This is a genomic window from Streptomyces sp. A2-16 (assembly GCF_018128905.1).
Classification (GTDB): domain Bacteria; phylum Actinomycetota; class Actinomycetes; order Streptomycetales; family Streptomycetaceae; genus Streptomyces.
Genome location: NZ_CP063808.1, coordinates 811,774 through 831,300 on the forward strand (window position 1 = coordinate 811,774; position 19,527 = coordinate 831,300).

The following is a 19,527-nucleotide window of genomic DNA, read 5'->3' on the forward strand; positions in this document are numbered from 1 at the left end:
TTGCTCGCCCCCCGGCGCTTTCCTTGAAGACGCTCCCTCATCGTTCTTCGGTTCTCGGTCCGAGCGGCCCTTTCCCGGCCGCCGGACCGCCGCCCCTGCTGTCTGACACGGTGTCAGATGGTCAGGAGTTCAGGTAGGTCAGCACCGCCAGCACCCGTCGGTGGTCGCCGTCGCTCGGGGACAGCCCGAGCTTCAGGAAGATGTTGCTGACGTGCTTCTCCACCGCCCCGTCGCTGACGACGAGCTGCCGCGCGACCGCCGAGTTGGTGCGTCCCTCGGCCATGAGTCCCAGGACCTCCCGTTCCCGCGGGGTGAGATGCGCGAGCACGTCCTGCTTGCGGCTGCGTCCCAGCAACTGGGCGACCACCTCGGGGTCGAGAGCGGTCCCGCCCTCGGCCACCCGCACCACCGCGTCCACGAACTCACGCACCTCCGCGACCCGGTCCTTGAGCAGGTACCCCACTCCGCGACTGGACCCGGCCAGCAGCTCGGTGGCGTACCGCTCCTCCACGTACTGCGAGAGTACGAGTACCCCGAGTCCGGGATGTGCCTTGCGCAGCTGTACGGCGGCTCGCACGCCTTCGTCCGTATGCGTCGGAGGCATCCGCACATCGGCGACCACGACGTCGGGCAGCTCGCCCTGAGCGTCCAGCTCACCGATGGTCTTGATCAGTGCCTCTCCGTCGCCCACACCGGCCACGACGTCGTGCCCACGGTCGGTCAACAACCGGGTCAGGCCCTCCCTCAGCAGCACTGAATCCTCGGCGATGACCACCCGCACCCTGTCCTCCACGACTCTCGGCCCCCCAGCCCACTCCCTGCCCACCTGCTGGACAAGTCCAGCATTCCAGCATTCGGATGCGGGCGGGCGCGGGCAACGGGATTAGGGGCCGATAGATACGAACAAAGGGCCGAGAATCGGGGGCGCAGCCCTCAGGGGTCCAAGGGCGAAGGGTCGAAGGGGGCCGGGGTCGAAGGGGCCGGGTCGAAGGGGGCCGGGGTCGAAGGGGCGGCGTCCCTGGGACGGGAACGGGCAAGGGCGGCGGGGCGAGTAAGCACCCCCACCGCCCCGCAGCACCCACGGAACCCGTCACACCCTCCCCGTCACACCCGGTCACCCCGCCACGGCAACTCCGCGGTCACCCGCGTGGGCCCCCCGGCAGGCGAGTCCACCACCAGGATCCCGTCCACCGCGTCCAAGCGCTCCGCGAGCCCCGCCAGCCCCGACCCGGAGGACGCGTCGGCCCCGCCCACCCCGTTGTCCACGACCTGCAGCATGAGCCGGTTCTCCACCCGCCACACATCCACCGCGGCGAACGTCGCCCGCGCATGCTTGCTGATGTTCTGCAGCAGCTCCGACACCGTGAAGTACGCGATGCCCTCGATCGCCGGCGCCGGCCGCGAGGGAAGGTCCACCTCCACCTGCACCGGCACCGTGCACCGAGAGGCCACCGACGACAGCGCCGCGTCCAGCCCCCGGTCCGTCAGCACCGCCGGATGAATCCCCCGCGCCAGATCCCGCAGCTCCTGCAGCGCCGTCTTCACCTCACCGTGCGCCTCGTCCACCATCCGCGCCGCGGCCTCGGGATCCTCCGTGAGCTTCTCCTTCGCCAGCCCCAGATCCATCGCCAGCGCCACCAGCCGGGCCTGCGCACCGTCGTGCAGATCCCGCTCGATCCGCCGCAGATCCGCCGCCGCCGTGTCCACCACGACCCCCCGGTCCGACTCCAGCTCCACCACCCGTGCCGACAGCCGGCTCGGCCCCAGCAGCCCGTGCACCATCACCCGGTCCACCGTCGTCAGCGCCCGCACGATCCACGGCGTGGCCAGCGTGAACAGCAGCCCCACCAGCGCCGTCACACCGATCTCGAACGGGTTGTCCAGGTAGATGTGGTGGGTCTCGTCGCCGTACAGCTGCAGCCCGTCCTGACCGACGTACGCCGGGAAGACCCAGAACCACAGCGGATACGTCAGCAGCGCCCAGCCGTAGACCCAGAAGTTCACCGCGACGACGAACGAGAACGTCGCCCACGGCAGGTGGAGCACCGAGTAAAGCAGCGTCCGCCACGACGTCCCGCTCTTCAGCACCGCCCCGACCCACGCCATGAACCCGGACCCGCGCTTCCTGAGCGGCTCCGGATCGCCGACCTCGAGACCCAGCAGGCCCCGCGCCCGAGCCCGCTCCATCGCCCCGAGCGCACGGCACCCCGCGAGCCCCGCTGCGAACACCGGGATCCCGAGGAAGGTCACGAGCAGGCCCGCGCCGAGCGAGACCATCGTGACGGCGTACACGAACATGACGATGCTGATCGGCAGGCTCAGCAGCACATAGCCGAACTCCCGCCAGGTCCGCCCCTCGAACGGCGCCCGCAGCCCGGCCGGCACCCGGTGCCGCCGTACCGTCTCGGGGAACCCGAGCCCACTGTCGTACCCGTAGTCCGTGGCCATCGACGTCGTCCTTCTTCTCTCGTCCCGCGCCTGTGGTGTCGTACCTCCACCCTGCTGCGCCGCAGGTCCGTGGACCATGGAGGCCGTCGGCGTCTTGGAAGGGGGGTTTTCCCTACCTCTCGCCCGGGGTCCGGTCCCGCCACGGCAGCTCCGCCGTGACGACCGTCGGGCCGCCCGGCGGCGAGTCGACGACGAACAGCCCGTCGACCGCGTCGAGCCGCTCCGCCAGCCCGCGCATGCCCGTGCCGCCGTCGAGGTCGGCGCCGCCGCGGCCGTCGTCCCAGACCTGGATGAGCAGCCGGTCCTCCGTCCGCCACACGTCGACCGACGCCGACCGCGCCCCGCTGTGCTTGCTGATGTTCTGCAGCAGCTCGGAGACGGTGAAGTACGCGATCCCCTCGATCGCCGCGACCGGCCGCGCGTCGAGGTCGGCGGTCACCTTCACCGGGACCGTGCAGCGCGAGGCGACGCTCGACAGGGCCGCGTCCAGGCCGCGGTCGGTCAGCACGGCCGGATGGATGCCCCGCGCCAGGTCCCGCAGCTCCTGCAGCGCCAGCTTCACCTCGCCGTGCGCCTCCGCGACCATCGCCTGCGCGTACTCCGGGTCCTCCAGGAGCTTCTCCTTCGCGAGGCCGAGCCCCATGGCCAGGTTGACCAGCCGGGCCTGCGCCCCGTCGTGCAGGTCGCGCTCGATACGCCGCAGATCGGACGCGGCCGCGTCGACCACGACCCCCCGGTCCGACTCCAGTTCGGCGATACGGCGTTCCAGCTCGTCGGAGGGCGACAGCAGACCGCGCACCATCGCCCGGTCGACGTTGGTGAGCCCCCGCGCGATGAACGGCAGCACCGGCCACAGCACGAACAACGAGGTCAGCGTGATGGAGAAGGTGAGCACTCCCCAGGGCAACCGGATGAACTCGTACAGCACCGTCCGCCAGCCCACGGGATCCTTCACCCCCATCCACAGCTGCGCGAAGAAGCCGTTGCCGCCGTTCCTGCTGCGCCACGGCAGGGGGCTCGGTTCGTCCACCCGCACCCCTAGCAGCGCCCGGGCCCGGGCCCGTTCCAGTTTGCCCAGCTGCCGCGCGCCCAGCAGACCCGCCGCGAGCAGCGGGAACCCGATCACGGTGACGGTCAGCCAGAAGCCGGTGAAGAGCACCGTCACGACGTAGACGAAGCCGAGGATCGACACCGGGAGATTCGCCAGGAGATGCGCGATCTCCTTCCAGGTGTGCGCGTCGAAGGCGATACGGGCCGGCGGCGGCCGGCCGTCGTCGGTTCCGCCGTCTCTGCCGGTGGTCACGGCACGGCTCGGGGACGAGTGGCGTTCGGTCATATGGGCTAGCGTGCCGGGCGAGACGGCCGCGCGCCATGAGGCGGACCGCCGCGGCTTGCTGGGGAAAACCCCACCTCGGCCTTTCGGGCGGCTTTCCTCGGGTGACGGGCTGCTTACCGTCCCTTTATCAGGGCCTAGACTCCCGTGCGTACAGATCGTCGAACAGTCATGTTCAGCGTCTTCACAGGGAGCGAGGGGCGGACGTGCCGGAACCGACCGTCGTCGATGCAACCGTCGTCGATCCGACCGTCGTCGCGGCGGACTACTTCCAGTCGTACTCGGTCGTCGGACTGCTCGCCGTCGTCGGCGTCCTGTTCGTCGCCGTCGCCTTCGGAGCGGGCCGTCTGCTGCGACCCGTGGTGCCCACGCCCGAGAAGCTCCTGACGTACGAGTGCGGGGTCGACCCCGTCGGCGAGGGCTGGGCCCACACCCAGGTGCGCTACTACGTCTACGCCTTCCTGTACGTCATCTTCGCCGTCGACTCGATCTTCCTGTTCCCGTGGGCGACGGTCTTCGCGGCCCCCGGCTACGGCGCGACGACCCTCGTCGAGATGTTCATCTTCCTCGGCTTCCTCGCCGTGGGCCTGCTGTACGCGTACAAGAAGGGTGTCCTGGCATGGACGTGAACCCCGCGGCCGGCCCCGCCGCTGCCGGGTCCTCTGCGAGCTCCGCGGCCGACTCCGCCGCCGGGGCTCCGGAGAGCTCCGCCGCCGGGGCCTCTGAGAGCTCCGCCGTCACGGAACCGGTCCTGCTGCCGGAGCCGAAACGGCTGGGTGCCCTCGCCCGCCTCGCCCCCGAGCCGATGAAGGTGATCCTCAACTGGGGCCGCCGCTACTCCCTCTGGGTCTTCAACTTCGGTCTCGCCTGCTGCGCCATCGAGTTCATCGCCGCGTCCATGGCCCGCCACGACTTCATCCGCCTCGGCGTCATCCCCTTCGCCCCGGGCCCGCGCCAGGCCGACCTGATGGTCGTCTCCGGCACGGTCACGGACAAGATGGCACCGGCCGTGAAGCGCCTGTACGAACAGATGCCGGAACCGAAGTACGTCATCTCCTTCGGCGCGTGCAGCAACTGCGGGGGCCCGTACTGGGACTCCTACTCCGTCACCAAGGGCGTCGACCAGATCATCCCCGTCGACGTCTACGTCCCCGGCTGCCCGCCCCGGCCCGAGGCGCTCCTCCAGGGAATCCTGAAGCTCCAGGAGAAGATCGCCAGGGAGTCGCTGGGGGAGCGGTACGGGACGCCCGCGGCCGGCCCGTCGACGGCTGCGCTGCAGAGCGGGCTGGTCAGGCCGCCAGCGCCGACTCCGACTCCGGGTGAGGGGGACGCACGGTGACCGCCGTCGGCTGGCTCCCCGCCCCCGCCGAGGAACTCTTCGGCCCCGAGGCCACCGCCGAGGAGTCCTACGAGGTCCTGACGGTCGACGTCCCGCCCACCAGCTGGCTCACCGCACTGCGCGTCGCACGCGACGAACTGGGCTGCACCTACTTCGACTGGCTCAGCGCCGTCGACGAACCCGGCACCGGCTTCCGCGTGGCCGCCCATGTCGCGGCCCTCTCCCCGGTACGCCGCCTGCTCCTGCGCACGACGGTCTCCCACGAGACCCCGGTGCTGCCCACCGCCGTCGACATCTACGCCGGTGCCGCCTGGCACGAGCGCGAGACCCACGAGATGTTCGGCGTCACCTTCGAGGGCCACCCCTCCCTGAACCACCTCCTCCTGCCGGAAACCTTCGAGGGCCACCCCCTCCGCAAGGACTTCGTCCTGGCCGCCCGCGTCGCCAAGGCCTGGCCCGGCGCCAAGGAACCGGGCGAGTCCGAACACGGCGGCCCCAAGCGCCGCCAGATGCTCCCCCCAGGAGTCCCCGACCCGAACGAATGGGGTCCCCAGAAGGGCCAGCTCCCCCCAGCCCCCACCCGCCCCTCCCGCACCCCAGGAGAACGCCCCACCCGCCCCACCACCGACCGCCCCGCCCGCCGGGTGCGTTCGGCGTCGGAGGGGTCGGCGAGTCAGGCGGAGGCGCCGGGGGCCGCGGGGGCGCCTGGGTCGGCGGGTGCGGCTGGTGTGTCGGGCGCGTCGACTGCGGCCGGGGCTGCGGGAAGCGGCCCGCGTCGGGCGCGTTCGGCGGCGGAGGGGTCGGCGAGTCAGGCGGAGACGCCGGGGGCCGCGGGGGCACCTGGGGCGGCCGGTGCGGCTGGGGCTGGTCCGCGTCGGGCGCGTTCGGCGGCCGAAGGGTCGGCGAGTCAGGGGGAGGCGTCTGGGGGCTCGAGTGCGGTCGGGGCTGCGGGAAGCGGCCCGCGTCGTGCTCGTACGGCGGCCGAAGGCTCCGCGAGCCAGACCGCACCCGGGGCGGCGGACGGCGCTCCCGTGACCGCGCCGACGGGTGCGCCCCGGCGTGCACGTACCGCTGCTCAGGGCTCCACCAGCCAGACGGCACCGGGAGCTGCCGGCACCGACGCCGGTTCGGCAGCCCCGGCCGACCGCGCGTCCGAGTCCGAGGCACCGGCGACGGACCTGCCCGCGTCCACGTCGGACGCCTCGGTGACCAACGCACCCGCCCCCGAGTCGGATGGCCCGGCCTCGGATGCCCCCGAACCGCAGCACCCGCGAGCGGCGGGCGGCGCCCCGAGTGGGCCCCGTCGAGCACGTACCGCCTCCAGCGGATCCGCGAGCCGGCGTGGCACCGCGACCGACTCCGAGTCGTCGGCCGCAGACGCGAGCGCGAACCCCGAGCAGCCGAAGCCCCCCACCACCCCTCGCAGCCCGGACGCACCGTGGCACCACGCCCGCCCGGCCTTCGACGACCAGGAACTGAAGCGGCCCCCCACACAAGAGGACACCGGGGTCCCCGAGAGCCCCTCCTCATCCGGGAGCACCGGGGCCTCCGAACCCCCTTCCTCGTCCAGGGACAGCGAAGCCTCCGAGCGTTATGGGGAGTCCGAGGAGTCCGAGGAGTCTGCGGAAGCCGACGAGCCCGCGGAGACCGAGGAGCCCGACGTGCGCAAGACCTCCGAGAAGCCCCCGGCTTCGGAGAGCTCCCCGGCCACCGAGAACTCACCCCCGAACGAGCAGCCCTCGACCCCCGACAAGCACACCCCCGACAACCCCGCCCCCGACAAGCCCGCAGGAGGCCCGCAGTGAACGACGCTCTCGACGTCGCCCTGCGACTCCTGATCGTCTTCGTCGTCTTCCTCACCTTCCCCCTGCTCATCGGCCAGACCGAGCACAAGGTGATGGCCCACATGCAGGGCCGCCTGGGCCCGATGTACGCAGGCGGCTTCCACGGCTGGGCCCAACTCGTCGCCGACGGCGTGAAGTTCGCCCAGAAAGAAGACGTCGTACCGGCGGGCGCGGACCGCCGTGTCTTCCAACTCGCCCCCGCTGTCGCCCTCCTGCCCTACCTGCTCGTCCTCCTCGCCATCCCGATCGGCCCCGGCGAGGGCGCCGTCGGTGAGGTCGTCGACGCCGGCGTGTTCTTCGTGCTCGCCGTGATGGGCGTGGGCGTCCTTGGTTCCCTCATGGCCGGCTGGGCCTCCGCCAACAAGTTCTCCCTCCTCGGCGGCCTCCGCACCGCCGCACAGCTCCTCGCCTACGAGCTCCCGATGCTCCTCACCGCCGCCTCGGTGGCGATGGCGGCCGGAACCGTCTCCCTCCCCGGCATCCTCGACGCCTTCCAGTGGTGGTGGCTGCCCTGGCAGATCGTCGGCGCGATCGTCTTCTTCGTCGCCGGCCTCGCCGAACTCCAACGCCCTCCCTTCGACATGCCGGTAGCCGACTCGGAGATCATCTTCGGCGCCTACACCGAGTACACCGGCCTGCGCTTCGCCCTCTTCCTCCTCGCCGAGTACGCCGGAATCGTCGTCCTGTGCGGCCTGACCACCGTCCTCTTCCTGGGCGGCTGGCACGGCCCCTGGGGCGCGGACGGTCTCGGCTGGGTCTGGACCCTCCTGAAGGCGGCCCTGCTCGCCTTCGTCGTCATCTGGCTCCGCGTGACCTACCCCCGCCTGCGCGAGGACCAGCTCCAGAAACTCTCCTGGACCCTCCTCGTCCCCCTCTCCCTCGCACAGATCGCCCTCACCGGCATCGTCAAGGTGGTGATCCAGTAACCATGGCCCCCATTCCCGGCTCGGGCCTGGCCAAGGGCCTGGCCGTCACCCTGCGCACGATGACGAAGAAGACCGTCACCGAGCAGTACCCGGACACCCAGCCCGACCTCCCGCCCCGCACCCGCGGGGTGATCGGCCTGTTCGAGGAGAACTGCACGGTCTGCATGCTGTGCGCCCGTGAGTGCCCCGACTGGTGCATCTACATCGACTCCCACAAGGAGACGGTCCCGGCGGCGACCCCCGGCGGCCGCGAGCGCAGCCGCAACGTCCTCGACCGCTTCGCCATCGACTTCTCCCTCTGCATGTACTGCGGTATCTGCATCGAGGTGTGTCCTTTCGACGCCCTGTTCTGGTCCCCGGAGTTCGAGTACGCCGAGACCGACATCCGTGACCTCACCCACGAGCGGGACAAGCTCCGCGAGTGGATGTGGACCGTCCCGGCCCCACCGGCTCTGGACCCCGGTGCCGAGGAACCGAAGGAGATCGCCACCGCCCGCAAGACCGCCGAGAAGCTGGCTGCGGCTCAGGCGGAGCCGATCACGCCGGCTGGCCCTGAGGGGGAAGAGTCGTGACCCTCGCTCAGGAGGCGCACGGCTTCCTCTCCCCGACCGGCGTCGAGGTCGCCTTCCTCCTCGTCGGCCTGGTCACCTTCGGTGCCGCGATCGTCACCGTCACCACCAAGCAGCTGGTGCACGCCGCTCTGTGGCTGGTGGTGGCCCTCGGTGGCCTCGCCGTCGAATACCTCCTGCTCACCGCCGAGTTCATCGCCTGGGTGCAGGTCCTCATCTACGTGGGCTCCGTCGTCGTCCTCCTTCTGTTCGGTCTGATGCTCACCAGGGCCCCCATCGGCCGCTCCCCGGACGCCGACTCCGGCAACCGCTGGGCCGCCCTGGTGGTGGCCCTCGCCGCGGCGGCCGCTCTGGTCTGGGTGGTCGCCGACGCCTTCCGCACCACCTGGATCGACCTGGACGGCCCCGCCGCCGGCTCCACCGAGGCCACCGGCGCGAGCCTCTTCCAGAACTGGGTCCTCCCCTTCGAGGCCCTCTCCGTCCTGCTCCTCGCGGCACTGGTCGGCGCGATCGTCCTGTCCCGCAAGGCGAAGGCGGAGTCGGGTTCTCCCCCTGTGAACTCCCGAGCCGCGACCGGTGGTTCCCCATCCGTCCCTGATTCCCGTAATCACACGATCAGGCGAAATGATCCGATTGCGGGAACTGGGTCGGCCAAGGGAACCGAGCAGGACAAGAGAACCGAGCAGGACAAGGGAACCAAGTCGGCCAGGGAATCCGAGTCGACCGAGCAGGAAGGCGCCCGCTGATGCACCTCGCCTATCCCGCCGTACTCTCCGCTCTCCTCTTCTGCACCGGCCTCTACGGTGTCCTCGCCCGCCGCAACGCGATCCTCGTCCTCATGTCGGTCGAGCTGATGCTCAACGCCGTCAACCTGAACCTGGTCGCCTTCGACGTCTGGCTCAGCAAGACCGCCGAGGAGACCCTGCACTCCGGCCAGGCCCTGACCCTGTTCACCATCGCCATCGCCGCCGCCGAGATCGGCATCGGCCTGGCGATCGTCCTCGCCGTCCACCGCAACCGCGGCACCGCCGACATCGACAAGCTCCGCGACACGGCCGAGGGCCACGAACCCGACGCCTCCGACGACGAAGCCCGCACGGCCGAGCAGGCCGCGGAATCCGGGCGGACCGGGAAGGCTGAGGCCACCGCGTGACCACGACCACCCTCGCCGTCCTCGTCCCCCTCCTTCCCTTCCTGGGCGCCGCCGCCGGCCTGCTCCTCGGCCGCACGGCTCCCGGCTTCGTCCGCCCGCTCGCCGTCCTGCCGCCCCTGGCCGCCCTCGCGCTCGCCGCGGTGGTGGCCGTACGCCAGGGCGGCGACCAGACGGTGAACGCCGCCACCGAACTCACCCCGACCGGCTCGGTCCCGATCGAACTCGCCCTGCACATCGACGGCTTCGCCGCCCTCGTCGCCGTCCTGGTCGCCTTCGTCGCCACCTGCGTGCAGATCTACTCGACGGGCTACCTGCGCGACGACCCGCGCTACCCCTCGTACGCCGCCCTGGTCTCCCTCTTCACCTCCGCGATGCTGCTCGTCGTCTACTCCGGCGACCTGATCGTGCTGCTGGTCGGCTGGGAGATCATGGGTATCTGCTCGTACTTCCTGGTCGGCCACTACTGGGAGACCCCGGAGGCCCGCGCCGCCTCCCTCAAGGCCTTCCTGGTGACCAAGCTCGGTGACGTCCCCTTCCTGATCGGCCTGTTCGCGCTGGCCACCGACGCAGGGTCCTTCCGGATCACGCAGGTCCTCGACGCCGTCGCGCACGGCCGACTCGAGCACCCGACCCTGATCGCCCTGCTCCTCCTCGCGGGCGTGGCGGGCAAGTCGGCGCAGTTCCCGCTGCACACCTGGCTTCCCGACGCGATGGCGGGCCCCACCCCCGTCTCCGCGCTGATCCACGCCGCGACGATGGTCGCCGCCGGTGTCTACTTCATCGCCCGTCTCCTCCCGGTCTTCGAGGCCTCCCAGGCCGCGATGGTGGTCCTCGCCGTCATGGCCGCCGTCACGATGCTCGGCTCCGGTCTCGCCGCTCTCGCCCAGGACGACATCAAGCGAGTCCTCGCCTACTCGACGATCGGGCAGCTCGGCTACATGACCGGTGCCCTCGCCGTCGGCGACCGCGGTGCCGCCGTCTTCCACCTCCTGTCCCACGGCGCCTTCAAGGCGCTGCTGTTCCTCGCGGCCGGCGTGATCATCCACGCCGCCGGCACCAACTCACTGGCCGCCATGTCCCGGATGAAGGACCTGCGCGCCCGGGTCCCCGACGCCTACTGGACGATGACCGTGGCGCTCCTCGCGCTCGCCGCGATCCCGCCCTTCAGCGGCTTCTTCTCCAAGGAGTCCGTCCTCGGCGCCGCCGAGCACGTCGCCACCGGCCACACCGAGCACGCTCCCGGTGCCGCGGGCTGGATCACCCTGGTCGCCGGCCTCCTCACCGCCCTGCTGACGGCCGCGTACGCGACCCGTCTGTGGCTGCTGGCCTTCTACGGGCGGGGCGTCGAAGCGCCCGACCACGGCCGCCAGCCGCTGACGATGACTGTGGTGCTGTGGGTCCTCGCGGCCCCCTCCCTGGCCCTCGGCGCGTTCGCCTACCGCGTGCTGCCCGACTGGTTCGACGGCCGCGACCTCACCCCGACCCTCACCACCTCCGTCACCGGCACGGGCGTGGCCCTGATCGGCGGCATCGTCACCTACGCCGCCTGGCGGCACACCAGGGCGGTCGCGGCCCGGGTCCCGCTCGGCGCGGTCGCCGCCCACCCCGAGGGCGACGCCGGACTCGTCGAGGCCGAGGCCATCGCCAGCCACGAGCCCGCGTACGGAGACGTGGCACAGGCGCCCGACCCCGCGGACCCCGGACGGCTGCTGCTCGGCCCCCTGCACCGCCACGCGGCCGTCGGCTTCCACCTGGACGCCCTGTACGCCGCCCTCTTCGTCCGCCCGGTCCAGGCCGGAGCCACCCTCGTCCGGTTCCTGGACCGCGAGGTCGTCGAGACCTATGTACGCGGCGCGGGCGCACTGCCCCGCTGGCTCGGCACCGCCGTACGACGCGCCCAGACCGGAAATCTCCAGACCTATGTGAGCGCGCTGCTCGCCGGCACCGTCGTCCTCGCGGTCGCCGTCGTCCTCGTCGCCACGGGAGCGTGAGCAGGCGTGATCGATATCAACGAGTCCGTGATGCAGTTCCTTCTGGCATTGATCGTGGCCGGACCGCTTCTCGGCGCCGTCACAGCCCTGCTGCCGGCCCCGCCCGGACTGAAGGGGAAGTCACCCGACCAGGCCGTGCTGCGGCACGGTGTGACGGTCACGGGCGTGATCCTCATGGCCGCGATCGTCCTCGCGCTCGGCTTCGACCACGACCATCCCTCGAAGATGCAGGCCACGACCGACATCAGCTGGATCCCCGCACTCGACGTGCGCATCCACCTCGGCATCGACGGCATCTCCCTCCCCCTTCTGGTCCTGACCGCGCTGCTGACCTTCCTCTGCGCGCTCTACTCGTACTTCAAGATGCCTGCGGGCCCGACCCCGAAAGCCTTCGTCGCGCTGCTGCTCGTCCTCGAGTCCGGCACCCTCGCGACCTTCGCCGTCCTCGATCTGCTGCTGTTCTTCCTCGCGTTCGAGATGGTGCTCATCCCGATGTACTTCCTCATCGCCCGCTGGGGCGGCGCGGAGCGCCAGGCCGCCGCCTGGCGTTTCATCCTCTACACACTGCTCGGCTCGGTCGTCATGCTGCTCGGCCTGCTCCTGATCGGGATCAAGGCGGGCACATTCGACATGGTGGCACTCGCCACTGACAACGGCCGGTCGCTGACCACATCCGTGCAGGTCATCGCCGTTCTGGCGGTCGGGATCGGGCTCGCGGTCAAGACCCCGATGTGGCCGCTGCACAGCTGGCTGCCCGACGCCCACACCGCCGCGCCGACCGTCGGCTCGGTCCTGCTCGCGGGCGTCCTGCTGAAGATGGGTACGTACGGGTTCGTCCGTATTCTGCTGCCGATCGCGCCCGACGGCTTCCGCGACTTCGCGCCCTACCTCGCCGCCTTCGCCGTCGTCGGGATCATCTACGGATCCCTGGCCTGCCTCGCCCTGGCCAAGCGGGGCGCGAAGGGCGATCTCAAGCGCCTCATCGCCTACTCCTCCGTCGGCCACATGGGCTTCGTCCTGCTCGGCATCGCCACCATGACCCCGACCGGCGTGAACGGCGCACTGTTCGCCAACATCGCCCACGGCCTCATCACCGGCCTCCTGTTCTTCCTCGTCGGCGCACTCAAGGACCGCACGGGCACCACCGACCTCGACACCCTCGCCGAGGAGACCGGCGCCGCCCTGTACGGCAAGGCCCCGCGCCTCGGCGGCCTCCTGGCCTTCGGAGCGGTCGCGTCGCTCGGACTGCCCGGCCTCGCCGGATTCTGGGGCGAGATGCTGGCGCTGTTCGGCGCCTTCAAGCCCGCCGAGGACCTCAGCCGCCCCGCCTTCCTCACCTTCATGGCGATCGGCGCGTTCGGCACCCTTCTCACGGCCGCGTACATGCTCGTCGTGGTCCGCCGCGTCTGCATGGGCTCCGTGGCCCAGGACGCCCCGCGGCTCGCCGACGTCCACACGTACGAGTTCGCGGCCTGGACGCCGCTCGTCGCCCTCACCGTCGTGGCGGGCCTGTGGCCGAAGGCTCTCCTCGGCCTCACCGACCCGGCCGTCCAGCAGCTCCTCGCAGGAGGCACCCGATGAGCACCCTGGCCGCCATGGCCCAGTCAATGGCTTCGCCGACCGCGCCACTGGCTTCGCCGGCCGATCCGCCGGCCGCGACGGCCGCGAACCTGGTCCAGTCGGTCGACTGGCTCGCCATCGCACCGCCGACCCTCGCGGCTGTCGTCGGTCTCGGCGTCCTCGTCGCCGACCTGTTCGTCGACCGGCACAAGAAGGCCCTGCTCGGCTGGATCTCCGTCGCAGGTCTGGCCGCCTCCGCGCTCCTGCTGCTGCCCCTCCTGGACGGCGACCGCAGCACCTTCTGCCTGACCGGGGACGCCGACGCCTGCAGCTACACCGCCGACCGCTTCACGCTCGTCATCCAGTTCCTCGTCCTGGGCGGCGCTCTCCTGGCGGCCCTCCTGTCGGTCACCACCCTCAAGGACGCCGACAAGAGGATCCCCGAAGGGGAGTACTGGTTCCTGCTGCTCTCGTCAGCCGCCGGCGCCGCGCTCCTGCCGGCCTCCCGCGACCTGGCGACCCTGATCGTCGCCCTGGAAGTCGCCTCCCTGCCCGCCTTCGCCCTCGTCGGCATCCGGCACGGCGACAGGAAGTCCTCCGAAGCGGCCCTGAAGTTCTTCCTGTCGTCGGTCACCGCGACCGCGGTCAGCCTCATGGGCATCAGCTTCGTGTACGCCTCCACGGGCACCCTCTACCTCACCCAGGTCGCCGACCGCATCCAGCACGTCGACGGACAGCTCCACACCCTCGCCCAGACCGGAGTCGTCCTCACCCTCGTCGGCTTCGCCTTCAAGACAGCCGCCGTGCCCTTCCACTTCTGGGTGCCCGACACCTACGCAGGGGCGCCCCTCCCGATCGCCGCCTACTTGTCGGTCGTCGGCAAGGCGGTCGGCTTCTCCGGCCTGATCCTGATCACCGTCGTGGCCCTGCCGTCGTACGCCGACGTCTGGGGCCCGGCGCTCGCCGCGCTGGCCGCGCTCACCATGACCGTCGGCAACGTCGGCGCCCTCCGGCAGCAGGCCACGCGCGCGTACAGCGCCGTACGGCTGCTCGCCTGGTCCTCCGTGGGCCAGGCCGGCTACCTCCTCGTCCCGATCGCCGCCGCCGCGTACTCCGACGACGCCGAGCGCTCCGTCGGCTCCACCGTCGCCTACGCCCTCATGTACGCCGCCGTGAACCTCGGCGCCTTCGCGGTGGCCGCCCTGGTGGGTCGTACGAAGGCAGCGAACCGCATCACCGACTACCGAGGCCTCTACGCGACCAACCCGCTCGCCGCTCTCCTCCTGGCCTTCTTCCTGCTCTGCCTGGCGGGACTGCCGCCGGGCATCATCGGCCTGTTCGCCAAGGTCACCGTCTTCTCGGCGGCCGTGGACGCGGGCCTCGGCTGGCTCGCCGTGGTCATGGCCGTCAACGTCGTGATCGCGCTGTTCTACTACCTCCAGTGGACGACGCTGCTGTTCCGGGCCCCGGAGGGCGAACCCGCCGGCCACCGCGTCCCCGCCCCCCTCACCGCCGCGCTCGCCCTGACCGGCGTCCTCGGCGTCGCCCTCTCGGGCGCACCCCAACTGGTGCTGCGCTTCGCCGACACCGGACTCTTCTGAACCGGCGACCTGCCGAACCTGAACCGCCCCTCCTGGGCCGTCACCCGGACGGCCCACCTGGGCCTCCGTGCGCACAAGGGAACTAGTGGCCCTCGCCTGGCGTTGAGCAAGACGGGAAGGTCCACTGGACGTGACACCACGGACCGGTGGCATCGGAAGACATCGGAGACCAGCAAGCAAAGGGTTCCCCTGCTGCACCACTTGGAGGGCGTACCGTGCACCGCCGGCACAACGGGCTCAGGACAGCAGTCCTCCTCGGGGGACTGTCCGCACTCATCATCGTCATCGGCAGCTTCTTCGGCCGCATGGGGTTGGTCGTGGCCGTCCTGATCGCGCTGGGCACCAACGCGTACGCGTACTGGAACAGCGACAAGCTGGCTCTACGCGCGATGCGCGCCCGCCCGGTGAGCGAGTTCGAGGCACCGGCGCTGTACCGCATGGTCCGCGAACTCTCCACCCAGGCCCGTCAGCCCATGCCGCGCCTGTACATCTCGCCGACCGAGGCACCCAACGCTTTCGCGACCGGCCGCAACCCGCGCAACGCCGCCGTGTGCTGCACCGACGGCATCCTGCGCATGCTGGACGAGCGCGAACTGCGGGGTGTCATCGGCCACGAACTCAGTCATGTCTACAACCGCGACATCCTGATCTCGTCGGTCGCCGGTGCTCTCGCCTCCGTGATCATGTTCCTGGTCAACTTCGCCTGGCTGATCCCGATCGGCCGCTCCGACGACGATGACGGCCCGGGCCTCCTCGGCATGCTGATGATCATGATTCTCGGTCCGCTGGCGGCCACTCTCATCCAGCTGGCCATCAGCCGCTCGCGGGAGTACGAGGCGGACGCGTCCGGCTCCCAGCTCACCGGCGACCCCCTCGCCCTCGCCAGCGCCCTGCGCAAGCTCGAAATGGGCACCAAGCAGCTGCCGTTGCCTCCCGAGCCGCGCATCGAGACCGCGAGCCACATGATGATCGCGAACCCCTTCCGCCCTGGCCAGGGACTGTCCAAGATGTTCTCGACACACCCGCCGATGGCGGAGCGCATCGCCCGGCTCGAGAAGATGGCAGGTCGACCCCAGTGAAAACCATCCTGAACGTCATTTGGCTCGTCCTGAGCGGCTTCTGGCTCTTCCTCGCGTACCTGGCCGCGGGCGCGCTGCTCTGCATCACCATCATCGGCATCCCGTTCGGGATCGCGGCCTTCCGTATCGGCGTCTACGCCCTGTGGCCCTTCGGGTACACCACGATCGAGCGCCGCGACGCGGGCGCGCCCTCCTGCCTGGGCAACGTCCTGTGGCTGGTCCTCGCCGGCTGGTGGCTGGCGCTCGGCCACATCGCCACCGGTCTCGTCCTGTGCCTCACGATCATCGGCATCCCGTTCGGCATCGCCAACTTCAAGCTGATCCCCGTGTCCCTGTTCCCGCTGGGCCGCGAAATCGTCCCCACGGACGAGCCGTTCGCGGCCCGCTGACCGGGTGACCCGCAGACCGGTGGGCTGTTGGGCCGCTGGGCCGGTGGAGTGTCACCCCGGCCGAGCTCGCCCCGAGGTTCACCCCGGGTTTTCCACAACCCGTAGGTTCTCCACAGGTCTGCCCGACTGTCAGTGCCGCCCTGCATGATGAATGCATGACCGAGAGCGAGCAGTTGCTGGCACGGGTGGCGGACAAGGCCCGCAGCACCCGTCCGTGGGGCTGGGCTTCCCTCCCCGAGCCGGTGGACGCGGCCACCCTGTCCCGCGCCGAGGCCGCGCTGGGCTTCCGCCTGCCGCCGCTGCTCGCCGACCTCTACCTGCGGATAGGAGACGGCGGATTCGGTCCCGAGTACGGCCTGTTGCCACTGCTCGACAGCCCTCCGGCAGGCGAGCCCGCTGCCGTCGTCCAGTACCTGGAGAATCGCAAGAGCGGCAGCAAGGACCCCGACTGGCCCTGGCCCGAGGGTGTCCTGCCGATTTCCCACTGGGGCTGCGCGATGTACGCGTGCGTGGACTGCCACAGCCCGGAAGCCACCGTCCTCCTCTTCGAGCCGAACGCCGGCGACTGCGACACCTCCTGGTTCGTCGACGCCCCCACCCTCACGAACTGGCTGCAGACCTGGGTCGACGGCACGGGCTGGTACGAGGAGATGAACGAAGAGCTGGAGATGGCTCCTTGGGCGGAATTCCGGATACGCACGGCACCGCCGGCCCACGCGACCTGACGGCCTCCAGGGGCACAAGCCCACGGAAGCTACCGCCCCGCCCACCACTTCCGTGCGCCGTACGCCACCACGCCGATAGCGAGCACCCCCGCGCCCGCGACCACCGAAACCCCGGGCAGGGCGAACGCCAGCACCACACACCCGAGCAGTCCCACCACCGGCACCCCCCGGGCCGCCGGAGCCGAACCGAGCGTCCACGCCGACGCGTTGGCCACCGCGTAGTACGCCAGGACACCGAAGGAGGAGAAACCGATCGCGCCCCGTACGTCCACCGTGGCGGCGAGGACCGCGACCACCGCGCCCACGGCCAGCTCGGCCCGGTGCGGCACCTGAAAACGGGGATGCACGGCGGACAGCACGCCCGGCAGATGCCGATCCCGGGCCATGGCCAGTGTCGTCCTTGAGACACCCAGAATCAGCGCGAGCAGCGAGCCGAGCGCGGCCACGGCAGCACCCACCCGCACCACCGGCACGAGCCCTGGCACCCCGGCCGCCCGCACGGCCTCGGCCAGCGGTGCGTCCGCACGGCCCAGAGCATCGGCACCGAGCACGGAAAGGACAGCCACCGCCACCGCCGCGTACACCACCAACGTGATGCCCAAGGCCAAGGGGATCGCGCGGGGGATGGTGCGTGCGGGGTCCCGCACCTCCTCACCGAGGGTCGCGATACGCGCGTACCCGGCGAACGCGAAGAACAGCAGACCGGCCGCCTGCAGCACCCCGTCCACACCACCGGAGACCCCGGCATCCAGCCGCCCGAACTCCGAGGCACCGGAGCCCGCACACACGACCACCACGGAAGCGAAGACAGCGAGGACCACCGACACGATCGCCCGGGTCAGCCAGGCGGACTTCTGGATCCCGCCGTAGTTCACCGCGGTCAGCGCCACCACGGCCGCGACGGCCACGGCATGGGCCTGCCCCGGCCAGACGTACGCCCCCACCGTCAGCGCCATCGCCGCACAGGAGGCCGTCTTCCCGACCACGAACGCCCAGCCGGCGAGATAACCCCAGAACGGTCCGAGTCGCTCCCGCCCGTACACATAGGTGCCGCCGGAGGCCGGGTACAGGGCGGCCAGCCGCGCCGAGGAAGTGGCGTTGCAGTAGGCGACCACGGCGGCGAGCGCGAGCCCGAGCAGCAGCCCTGATCCGGCCGCGTGCGCCGCCGGCCCCAGGGCGGCGAAGATCCCCGCGCCGATCATCGAGCCGAGACCGATGACGACGGCGTCCCCTACTCCCAGCGTGCGCCGCAGCTCGGCACCGGAATGCGTCATGGGCCGCACCCTACTGATCCCCTGCAACCGCGCGGTGCGGCCCTGACGTCCTCTTCAACAACGGGACGCGAACACCCGCTCGACGAAGACCGAACGCAAGGCGCACAGGCAGGACGTACGAGCAGGCGTGCGAGCAGACCGCACGAGCAAGACGTACGACCCATGTGCACAAGCACTGGCCCTGACTGCCGGGACGAAGATCACAGTCCCCGGGCAGTGCGGGCACAGCGCGGAAGGGCAGGTTCAGGGCATGAGCATCGTCGGCTGGATCATCCTCGGGCTGTTGGCCGGAGCCATCGCCAAGTTCCTGCTGCCGGGCCGGGACCCGGGCGGCTTCATCGGGACGACCCTCATCGGCGTCGCGGGCGCGTTCATCGGCGGCTGGATATCGGCCCGTTGGCTGGACCACCCGGTCACCAAGAGCTTCTACGACGGGGCCACCTGGGCCGCCGCGATCGGCGGCTCCCTCGTGCTCCTGATCGCCTACCGTCTCCTGTTCGGCAACTCGCGCGACTGACCCCCGAACCGCAGCCAGCAGGCGAGAAGGGTGGGCACCGGCCAGGTGCCCACCCTTCCTCGTGGATCGGTGGATCAGCGGCTCACCGGTAGTTCACGAACTGGATCGCGAAGTCGAAGTCCTTGCCCTTCAGCAGAGCGATGACGGACTGCAGGTCATCACGGCTCTTCGAGCTGACCCGCAGCTCGTCGCCCTGGACCTGGGCCTTCACGCCCTTCGGGCCCTCGTCACGGATGATCTTCGCGACCTTCTTGGCGTTGTCCTGGGAGATGCCCTCCTCGATCGACGCGAAGATCTTGTACTCCTTGCCGGAGAGCTGCGGCTCGCCCGCGTCGAGCGCCTTCAGCGAGATCCCGCGCTTGATCAGCTTGGACTGGAAGACGTCGAGGACGGCGTTGACCCGGTCCTCGGAGTTCGCCTCCATCAGGATCTTGTCACCGGACCACGAGATCGAGGCACCCACGCCCTTGAAGTCGTAGCGCTGGGAGATCTCCTTGGCGGCCTGGTTGAGGGCGTTGTCGACCTCCTGCCGCTCGACCTTCGAGACGATGTCGAAACTGGAGTCGGCCATGTCCTGTGGCTCCTTGTATCGGGGTGCGTATCGGCGTGCGTACGGATGCGTATCGGCGTACGTGGGGGCGGGCGCCGAGCCCGTCGTGGACCCGGGCCGCATCCGCCCAAGCCTAGTCACCCCATGGCCTCCGGGCGCAGATCAATCGGGTGGCGAAGCACCCCTCGGCATCGGGTATTGTTTACGTCGTTGCCACGGAGCACCGCCG

General features: G+C 70.7%; 19 protein-coding genes. 14 read left to right on the forward strand and 5 right to left on the reverse strand.

What is annotated here, in order from left to right:
• Nucleotides 1-121 precede the first annotated feature (121 nt).
• From IOD14_RS03855 to IOD14_RS03865, 3 genes are all read right to left on the reverse strand, one after another.
• Entirely contained in the window at nt 122-781 is a 660-nt protein-coding gene (locus tag IOD14_RS03855) for a response regulator transcription factor (RefSeq protein WP_277922183.1), read from the reverse strand.
• A 323-nt stretch (nt 782-1,104) separates the two neighbouring features.
• The gene (locus IOD14_RS03860) at nt 1,105-2,448 is read right to left on the reverse strand and encodes a sensor histidine kinase (RefSeq protein ID WP_123991066.1); all 1,344 of its coding nucleotides are present in this window, start codon (nt 2,446-2,448) and stop codon (nt 1,105-1,107) included.
• A gap of 112 nt (nt 2,449-2,560) precedes the next feature.
• Entirely contained in the window at nt 2,561-3,784 is a 1,224-nt protein-coding gene (locus tag IOD14_RS03865; protein WP_123991067.1) for a sensor domain-containing protein, read from the reverse strand.
• 203 nt (nt 3,785-3,987) lie between these two features.
• Here IOD14_RS03865 and IOD14_RS44155 point away from each other — a divergent pair, with 203 nt between their 5' ends.
• From IOD14_RS44155 to IOD14_RS03925, 13 genes are all read left to right on the forward strand, one after another.
• The gene (locus IOD14_RS44155; protein ID WP_053848603.1) at nt 3,988-4,410 is read left to right on the forward strand and encodes an NADH-quinone oxidoreductase subunit A; all 423 of its coding nucleotides are present in this window, start codon (nt 3,988-3,990) and stop codon (nt 4,408-4,410) included.
• Nucleotides 4,401-5,120, forward strand: a complete 720-nt coding sequence (locus IOD14_RS03870; RefSeq protein WP_249125821.1) for an NADH-quinone oxidoreductase subunit B — start codon at nt 4,401-4,403, stop codon at nt 5,118-5,120. Before IOD14_RS44155 ends, IOD14_RS03870 begins: the two co-directional genes overlap by 10 nt.
• Nucleotides 5,117-6,925: an NADH-quinone oxidoreductase subunit C gene (locus IOD14_RS03875; protein WP_212669654.1), complete on the forward strand. Its 1,809-nt coding sequence runs from the start codon at nt 5,117-5,119 to the stop codon at nt 6,923-6,925. The genes IOD14_RS03870 and IOD14_RS03875 overlap by 4 nt, the downstream gene beginning before the upstream one ends.
• A complete protein-coding gene (locus tag IOD14_RS03880) occupies nt 6,922-7,890 on the forward strand; it encodes a complex I subunit 1 family protein (protein WP_123991071.1) in 969 nt (322 codons plus the stop codon). The genes IOD14_RS03875 and IOD14_RS03880 overlap by 4 nt, the downstream gene beginning before the upstream one ends.
• A 2-nt stretch (nt 7,891-7,892) precedes the next feature.
• The gene (locus IOD14_RS03885) at nt 7,893-8,462 is read left to right on the forward strand and encodes an NADH-quinone oxidoreductase subunit I (protein WP_123991072.1); all 570 of its coding nucleotides are present in this window, start codon (nt 7,893-7,895) and stop codon (nt 8,460-8,462) included.
• Complete coding sequence (locus IOD14_RS03890) at nt 8,459-9,205, forward strand: NADH-quinone oxidoreductase subunit J (RefSeq protein WP_123991073.1); 747 nt, start codon at nt 8,459-8,461, stop codon at nt 9,203-9,205. The genes IOD14_RS03885 and IOD14_RS03890 overlap by 4 nt, the downstream gene beginning before the upstream one ends.
• Nucleotides 9,205-9,612 (forward strand): NADH-quinone oxidoreductase subunit NuoK, encoded by a 408-nt coding sequence (gene nuoK / locus IOD14_RS03895; RefSeq protein WP_123991074.1) that lies wholly within the window; start codon nt 9,205-9,207, stop codon nt 9,610-9,612. The genes IOD14_RS03890 and nuoK overlap by 1 nt, the downstream gene beginning before the upstream one ends.
• A complete protein-coding gene (locus IOD14_RS03900; protein ID WP_123991075.1) occupies nt 9,609-11,603 on the forward strand; it encodes an NADH-quinone oxidoreductase subunit L in 1,995 nt (664 codons plus the stop codon). Before nuoK ends, IOD14_RS03900 begins: the two co-directional genes overlap by 4 nt.
• A 6-nt stretch (nt 11,604-11,609) precedes the next feature.
• Nucleotides 11,610-13,184 (forward strand): NADH-quinone oxidoreductase subunit M, encoded by a 1,575-nt coding sequence (locus IOD14_RS03905; protein WP_123991076.1) that lies wholly within the window; start codon nt 11,610-11,612, stop codon nt 13,182-13,184.
• A 26-nt stretch (nt 13,185-13,210) separates the two neighbouring features.
• Nucleotides 13,211-14,764 carry an NADH-quinone oxidoreductase subunit N gene (locus IOD14_RS03910; RefSeq protein WP_212673194.1) on the forward strand — a complete coding sequence of 518 codons (1,554 nt, stop codon included), beginning with the start codon at nt 13,211-13,213 and terminating at the stop codon, nt 14,762-14,764.
• 215 nt (nt 14,765-14,979) lie between these two features.
• A complete protein-coding gene (gene htpX / locus IOD14_RS03915; protein WP_123991077.1) occupies nt 14,980-15,843 on the forward strand; it encodes a zinc metalloprotease HtpX in 864 nt (287 codons plus the stop codon).
• Nucleotides 15,840-16,232: a YccF domain-containing protein gene (locus IOD14_RS03920; RefSeq protein WP_123991078.1), complete on the forward strand. Its 393-nt coding sequence runs from the start codon at nt 15,840-15,842 to the stop codon at nt 16,230-16,232. Before htpX ends, IOD14_RS03920 begins: the two co-directional genes overlap by 4 nt.
• Before the next feature lie 155 nt (nt 16,233-16,387).
• A complete protein-coding gene (locus IOD14_RS03925; RefSeq protein ID WP_212669655.1) occupies nt 16,388-16,957 on the forward strand; it encodes an SMI1/KNR4 family protein in 570 nt (189 codons plus the stop codon).
• Nucleotides 16,958-16,986: 29 nt separating this feature from the next.
• Here IOD14_RS03925 and IOD14_RS03930 read toward each other — a convergent pair whose 3' ends face one another.
• Nucleotides 16,987-18,231, reverse strand: a complete 1,245-nt coding sequence (locus IOD14_RS03930) for an APC family permease (protein ID WP_212669656.1) — start codon at nt 18,229-18,231, stop codon at nt 16,987-16,989.
• A gap of 250 nt (nt 18,232-18,481) precedes the next feature.
• Here IOD14_RS03930 and IOD14_RS03935 point away from each other — a divergent pair, with 250 nt between their 5' ends.
• Entirely contained in the window at nt 18,482-18,748 is a 267-nt protein-coding gene (locus IOD14_RS03935) for a GlsB/YeaQ/YmgE family stress response membrane protein (RefSeq protein WP_123991081.1), read from the forward strand.
• A gap of 82 nt (nt 18,749-18,830) precedes the next feature.
• Here the strand turns inward: IOD14_RS03935 and IOD14_RS03940 are convergent, their stop codons facing one another.
• Nucleotides 18,831-19,319, reverse strand: coding sequence for a YajQ family cyclic di-GMP-binding protein (locus tag IOD14_RS03940; RefSeq protein WP_007384029.1), 489 nt, complete (start codon nt 19,317-19,319; stop codon nt 18,831-18,833).
• Nucleotides 19,320-19,527 lie beyond the last annotated feature (208 nt).

What these genes read in the sequence shown, in the direction of transcription:
- IOD14_RS03925 (WP_212669655.1), top strand. Translation starts at nt 16,388, where the DNA reads ATGACCGAGAGCGAGCAGTTGCTGGCACGGGTGGCGGACAAGGCCCGC.
- IOD14_RS03885 (WP_123991072.1), top strand. Translation starts at nt 7,893, where the DNA reads ATGGCCCCCATTCCCGGCTCGGGCCTGGCCAAGGGCCTGGCCGTCACC.
- IOD14_RS03930 (WP_212669656.1), bottom strand. Translation starts at nt 18,231, where the DNA reads ATGACGCATTCCGGTGCCGAGCTGCGGCGCACGCTGGGAGTAGGGGAC.
- IOD14_RS03870 (WP_249125821.1), top strand. Translation starts at nt 4,401, where the DNA reads ATGGACGTGAACCCCGCGGCCGGCCCCGCCGCTGCCGGGTCCTCTGCG.
- IOD14_RS03935 (WP_123991081.1), top strand. Translation starts at nt 18,482, where the DNA reads ATGAGCATCGTCGGCTGGATCATCCTCGGGCTGTTGGCCGGAGCCATC.
- IOD14_RS03940 (WP_007384029.1), bottom strand. Translation starts at nt 19,319, where the DNA reads ATGGCCGACTCCAGTTTCGACATCGTCTCGAAGGTCGAGCGGCAGGAG.
- nuoK (WP_123991074.1), top strand. Translation starts at nt 9,205, where the DNA reads ATGCACCTCGCCTATCCCGCCGTACTCTCCGCTCTCCTCTTCTGCACC.
- IOD14_RS03860 (WP_123991066.1), bottom strand. Translation starts at nt 2,448, where the DNA reads ATGGCCACGGACTACGGGTACGACAGTGGGCTCGGGTTCCCCGAGACG.
- IOD14_RS03910 (WP_212673194.1), top strand. Translation starts at nt 13,211, where the DNA reads ATGGCTTCGCCGACCGCGCCACTGGCTTCGCCGGCCGATCCGCCGGCC.
- IOD14_RS03865 (WP_123991067.1), bottom strand. Translation starts at nt 3,784, where the DNA reads ATGACCGAACGCCACTCGTCCCCGAGCCGTGCCGTGACCACCGGCAGA.